Below are 5,984 nucleotides of genomic sequence, written 5' to 3' on the forward strand. Positions count from 1 at the left end.
CCCTGAGACCCAGCCCCCGACGACCACCCCGGACCCGGGCGCGCGCTGCGCCCCGTACCACCAGCGCCCGGACGGCCGGGGCACGCTTTCGGCCGCCGGGCGGGGCCTCAGCGCCGGGCGGCACAGCGGGCGGAGCGGGCAGCACCGGGGGCGCCGCTCGCGGTGGGCGGCGACCGTCGGTGGCGCCGCCGCGCTCATAGCCGTCGCGGGCGGCGGGTACACCGTGGTCCAGTCGACGACGGACCGGACCGACGAGACGCGTGCGGCCGCCGGACCCGCGCCGGTCACGGACGCCCCCGATCCGGCCGGCACCCCGGGCGGCGCCTCGGCCGCCACGGGATCCGCGGCCCCCGCCACCCCTTCCCACAGCGCCTCCGCCACGGCGACCCCCTCCGCGCAGCGGCCGGGCACCCACCCGGCCACCACCGTGCCGCACACCACCGGAACGGGCACCGGCACCGGGGGGACCGGCACGGGCGTCGGCTCCCGTAAGGCACCCTCCTCGGGCACGCTGTCCGGCGGCGGAACCACCGCCCGGTACGCGCAGCAGGTCGTGGACATGGTCAACACCGAACGCGCCCGACAGGGCTGCAAACCCGTCACCGTCAACGCGAAGCTCCAGGCCGCGGCCCAGGCGCACTCCGATGACATGGCCGCCCGCAACTACTACGAGCACGACACCCCTGAGGGCGTCGGGCCGGGCGCGCGGATGACGGCCGCCGGCTACCACTGGAGCACATGGGGCGAAAACATCTACAAGAGCCCCAAGGACGCCCAAACCGCGATGGACGGCTGGATGAAGAGCCCCGGACACCGTGACAACATCCTCAACTGCGCCTTCAAAGAGATCGGCGTCGGCATCAACATGAGTGCGAACGGTCCCTGGTGGACCCAGGACTTCGGCGCGGCCTCCTGAGGTCACGGACGGTGCGGGGCAACACGGCACGAGACGGTGGACGGGAGCGGTCGGACGTGGAGCGGGACAGCGGGGCCGCGCTGGTGGCGGCCGCCAGGGCCGGGGACGAAGGGGCCCGCGAGGAGCTGGTCGCGGCGTATCTGCCGCTGGTCTACAACATCGTGGGCCGGGCGCTGGACGGGCATGCCGATGTCGACGACGTCGTGCAGGAGACGATGCTGCGCGTCCTGAGCTCCCTGCCCGACCTCCGCGATCCGGCGGCCTTCCGCTCCTGGCTCGTCGCCATCGCCATGAACCAGGTCCGCCGGCTGCGGTCGGCGAGCGGTACGCCCCGCGCCGATGGGCTCGACCAGGCGCGGGAGATCGCCGACCCGACGGCCGACTTCACCGACCTGACGATCTGGCGGCTCGGCCTGTCCGGGCAGCGCCGGGAGGTGGCCGAGGCCACCCGCTGGCTCGACGCCGACGACCGGGAGCTGCTGTCCCTGTGGTGGCTGGAGGCGGCCGACGTCATCACCCGCGAGGAGCTGGCCGCCGGGCTCGGGGTCCCGGCACGGCACGCGGCGGTGCGCGTCCAGCGGATGAAGGAGCAGCTGGAGACCGGCCGGCTCGTGGTGCGGGCGCTGGCCGCCGTACCGCGCTGCCCCGAGCTGGGCTACCTCGTCGCGCCCTGGGACCAGATACCGTCCGCGCTGTGGCGCAAGCGCATCGCCCGGCACGCCCGCGACTGCCCGGACTGCTCCGGGCGCGCCGCCGACCTGGTACCGGCCGAGGGGCTGCTCGCCCGGCTCAGCCTGGTGCCCGTCCTCCACTCCCCCGGCCTCGGCTCCCCGGCCGGCCTGCCGGTGGCCCCGACCGGCTCACCGCTCGCAGCACACGGCTCGGGTGGTTCAAGCGGTGCCCATGGTCCCGCCGGTGCGCACGGCTCCGGCGGTTCGCACCGCTCCGGTGGCGGCTCGGGAGGCTCACGCGGCTCGGGCTCGCGCGGAAAACCGCCGCGCTCCCGGCGGCCCCGTACGCCAGCCGTCGTCGCCGGCGTGCTGCTGGTGACGGGCACAGCGGTGGTGGCCGCGCTGCGGTGGGGACCCGGTCAGGCGTCCCCCGCGCCGGCTGCCGCGCCCTCCCTGGCGGCCACCGCACCCGTGACCACCGCGCCCGCCCCCCTATCTCCGACGCCGACCGCGACGCCGGCTCCGACCACCAAGCCCGCGGCGCCGCCCGCCCGTCCCCGGCCCACCCTCGAACAGCAGGTCACCGAGCTGGTCAACGCGCAGCGGGCGCTGCACGGCTGCCGCCCGGTGCGCGCGGACGCGAAGCTGCATGCGGCGGCACAGGCACACTCCGACGACATGGCCGCCCGTGGCTACTACGAGCACGACACCCCGGAGGGGGTGGGCCCGGACGCGAGGATCACCGCCGCGGGCTACACGTGGAGCAGATGGGGCGAGAACATCGACCGCGGCCCGTCGACCGCCTCCCGTGCCGTCGCCGACTGGATGAGCGATGCCGCACACCGGGACAACATCCTCAACTGCCAGTTCACGCACATCGGAGTGGGCGCCCACCTCGGTTCCGGCGGCCCTTGGTGGACCCAGGACTTCGCCGCCCACTGACGTCCGGCCCGGACCGCATCCGGGCCTGATCGCTTCGGCGGTCCGGGAGTCTCAAGCGATGCTGGAGCGCTTCGGGGAACCCTGCTCGCAGTTGCCTGCGCAGTTCTTCGAAGGGATCCCTCATGGCTGTCGTCGCGGAGGCCACCACCACCGCCGTCCCGGCAAGGCACCGCCTGCGCTGGTACGCGCTGGCCGCGGTCCTGGCCACCCACTGCATGGACCTGCTCGACTCCATGATGGTCAGCACCGCCGGCCCGACGATCCGCACCGGACTGCACGGCAGCTACTCCGATCTCCAGTGGATGACCGCCGGCTACACCCTCGCCTTCGCCACGATGCTGATCACCGGGGGGCGGATGGGCGACATCTTCGGCCTCAAGCGGGTGTTCCTGGTCGGCACCGCCGGCTTCACCGTCGCGTCGGTGGTCGCCGGACTCTCCGTGAACACCGACATGCTCATCGGGATGCGCAGCCTGCAGGGGTTCTTCGTCGCCATCATGGTCCCGCAGGGCCTCGGCATCATGCGGGAGCTGTTCCCGGGGCGTGAACTCCCGAAGGCGATCGGCATGATGGGCCCGGTCGTGGGTATGGCGGCGATCATCGGACCCATCCTGGGCGGCGCTCTGGCCAGTGGCGACCTGTTCGGCCTGGGCTGGCGCGCGGTGTTCTTCGTCAACGCACCGATCGGTCTCGCCGCGGTCATCGGCGGGATCAAACTCATCCCCGGCACCGGCCCCACCGACCGAGGCCGATCGCGCCGGCTGGACGGAGTGGGTACGGCGCTGGCGGCGGCGGCGATGCTCCTGCTCGCCTACCCCCTGATGCAGGGACGCGACAAGGGCTGGCCCGCCTGGTGCTTCATCAGCATGGCCGCCGCACTACCCGTGCTCGTCGTCTTCGGGATGCACCAGCGGCGCCGTGCCGCGGCAGGGCGCACCCCGCTCGTGGAACTCGGGCTGTTCAACAACATGCGGTTCGTCGTCGCGCTGCTGCTGGGCATGCTGTACTACGTGGCGCTGAGCGGCATGATGTTCGCGCTCATCGTTCAGCTGCAGCTCGGCCACGGGTTCTCGGCCCTGGACGCCGGGCTGGTGATGATGCCCTGGACACTCGGCTCGGCCATCGGTGCGGCCCTCGCCGGAGCGGTGCTGGTGCGCCGGTGGGGTGACCGGGCGACCCTGCAGGCGGGGCTGGGGGCCCTGGCCGTCGGGGCGGTGGCCCTGACCGTCGTCGTCGCCAACATCCACTCCAGCGATCAAACGGTGACAGCGTGGCAGCTGCTGCCGGCGCTGCTGGTGATCGGACTGGGTATGGGCGGCGTACTGACGCCCTACTACAACATCGCCATCGGGAGCGTGGCCATCAAGGAGACCGGCTCGGCCTCCGGACTGCTGAACGCCTTCCAGCAGGTGGGCAACAGTATCGGGGTGGCAGCTCTGGGCACGGTCTTCCTGAGCTGCCTCACCCACGGGGGCACCGGAGGATTCGACGGGGCCATGCAGGTGACCTTCTGGATCGCGGCCGGGCTGCTGACCGCGGCCTTCGCGTCAGCCTTCCTGCTCCCGAGCCGGACGCACCATCGGGAGGACTGACACCCCCTTGGTGTACGCCCGGCAACCGGACGGGTGTCTCCCGCAGCGCCCCCGTCGCTGCGGGAGACACCTTCGTGTTCGGATACCGTTCGCCTCAGCAAGGTGAAGGACACGTTCTGAGGAGCACGGCCGATGGGCGCACCGCTACTGCAACTCACCGGCGTGAGCCGCTCCTACGGAAAGCGCACGGTGCTGCATCCGGTGGACCTCTCGCTGGACGGCGGCCAGTGCGTCGCGCTGCTCGGCCACAACGGGTCGGGGAAGTCCACACTGCTGCGGATCGCCGCCGGGCGGGACAAGCCCACCAAGGGCAAGGTCACCTTCGACGGCCGGCCCATGACGGAGAACGACGCCCGGGTGCGGGCCCGGGTGGCGGTGGTCGGGGACACCGTGGCGTGCTACCCGGACCTCACCGTGCGCCAGCACCTGCAGCTCGTCGCCGTCGCGCACGGGGTGGAGGGGGCGGACGCGTGGATCGATCACGTACTCGCCGACCGGCTGCTGAGCGAGCACGCCAGGTCGCTGCCCTCGGGCCTCTCCTCCGGGCAGCTGCAGTCGCTGCTGCTGGCGTCCGCGCTCGTGCGGCCGCGGGATCTGCTCCTGCTGGACGAGCCCGAGCAGCGGCTCGACCCCGACGCGCGGCGGCGGCTGGCCGACCTGATCGCCGCGGAGGCGGCCGACGGGGTGGGCGTCCTGCTGGTCACCCACCACGCCGAGCTGGCGCGCGCGGTCGCGGACCGGGTGCTGGTGCTGCGCGAGGGCAAGCTGGTCGCCGACGGCACACCCGATGAGGTGCTCTCCGACGACGCGGCCGACACCACGTGGCAGACCGGCGTCGCGGGCGCGGCCCGGTGAGTACGACGACGCGGCACACCGGGGAACAGGCCGGAAACGACGGAGCCGACGGCGGCCTCGACGATGAGCGGGACGCCTCCTGGGACGAGGAGGAGGACGACTGGACCGCCGAGGCGCTGCTGCTGTTGCGCAATCTGCGCTCCCCGCACCGCCGCAAGCGGGCCGGCCAGGTCGGCTTCGCGGTCTACTGCGTCCTGCTGATCCTGGTCGTGTGGGGTGTGCTCCCCGGCTTCAGTCTGTTCATCAAGAGCTCCATGGGCGCGGACTACACCGTAGACGGCGCGGCGATCCTCGCCGCCGTCCCGTCGGGGGTCTGCGCGCTGGCACTCGGCGCGCTACTGGTCGCCGCGCGCGACGCGCTGTGGCGGGGACCGGTGGTGCCGCCACGCGACACCGCGGACTGGCTGCTGACCCAGCCGGTGCGGATCTCCCGCATCCTGCTGCCGTGGTTCTGGGTGTCCTGCGGGGTGTCGCTCTCGGTCGGGCTGCTGGCCTCCGTGATCGGCATGGTGACGCTGGGACTGACGGTCAAGACCGGGCTCGCGGCCGCCTTCGCCTGGTGCGGGGTCGGCGGCGTGTGCGTACCGCTGCTCGCCACCGCGCTCGCCGTGGCCGTCGAAGCCCGCGAGTCCGTGGCCCGGTGGGTGCGGACCGCGACCCCGTACGCGGGTCTCCTCGTACTGGCCCTCGCCGCGCAGAGCGCGCTGGCGGCGGCAGGTCACCGGGTGACCTGGCTGGAACGGATCGAGCTGTGGTCGGGGCCGTGGGGCTGGAGCGGTATCGCCGCCCTGTCGCCGACCCCGGCAGCCGTGCCGGGCGGTCCGGTCGCGGCGCTGCTGGCGCTGGCCGTCACGGCGGCGGCGATCGAGCTGGCGCGGCGGGCGGCGGGTTCGCTACCGCTGGCCCCCGTGCGGCAGCGGTCCCGCACCACGACCGGTGTGCTGGCCGCTTTGCAGACGGTGGAACTGCGCACCGCCCGCCAGGTCGCCGCGGGCGCCTCCGGGACGC

At 73.4% G+C, this 5,984-nt stretch carries 4 protein-coding genes and 1 pseudogene; all 5 read left to right on the plus strand.

Translation table 11 applies throughout. From position 1 onward, the window contains the following. Nucleotides 1-916, plus strand: a 916-nt coding sequence (locus O3W51_RS37440) for a CAP domain-containing protein (protein WP_269288529.1), incomplete at its 5' end; no start/stop codon positions are given. A 56-nt stretch (nucleotides 917-972) separates the two neighbouring features. Next, nucleotides 973-2,529 (plus strand): sigma-70 family RNA polymerase sigma factor, encoded by a 1,557-nt coding sequence (locus O3W51_RS37445; protein ID WP_198357518.1) that lies wholly within the window; start codon nucleotides 973-975, stop codon nucleotides 2,527-2,529. A gap of 122 nt (nucleotides 2,530-2,651) precedes the next feature. Continuing rightward, complete coding sequence (locus tag O3W51_RS37450; protein ID WP_138359311.1) at nucleotides 2,652-4,121, plus strand: MFS transporter; 1,470 nt, start codon at nucleotides 2,652-2,654, stop codon at nucleotides 4,119-4,121. A gap of 132 nt (nucleotides 4,122-4,253) precedes the next feature. Beyond that, nucleotides 4,254-4,976, plus strand: a complete 723-nt coding sequence (locus O3W51_RS37455; RefSeq protein ID WP_138359313.1) for an ATP-binding cassette domain-containing protein — start codon at nucleotides 4,254-4,256, stop codon at nucleotides 4,974-4,976. Continuing rightward, nucleotides 4,973-5,984 (plus strand): annotated as a pseudogene (locus O3W51_RS37460) (hypothetical protein); the annotation flags it as partial. The gene O3W51_RS37455 and the pseudogene O3W51_RS37460, both read left to right, overlap by 4 nt.

The organism is Streptomyces sp. H39-C1 (assembly GCF_027158125.1).
In the GTDB taxonomy this organism is placed as follows: domain Bacteria; phylum Actinomycetota; class Actinomycetes; order Streptomycetales; family Streptomycetaceae; genus Actinacidiphila; species Actinacidiphila fildesensis.

What these genes read in the sequence shown, in the direction of transcription:
- O3W51_RS37450 (WP_138359311.1), top strand. Translation starts at nt 2,652, where the DNA reads ATGGCTGTCGTCGCGGAGGCCACCACCACCGCCGTCCCGGCAAGGCAC.
- O3W51_RS37455 (WP_138359313.1), top strand. Translation starts at nt 4,254, where the DNA reads ATGGGCGCACCGCTACTGCAACTCACCGGCGTGAGCCGCTCCTACGGA.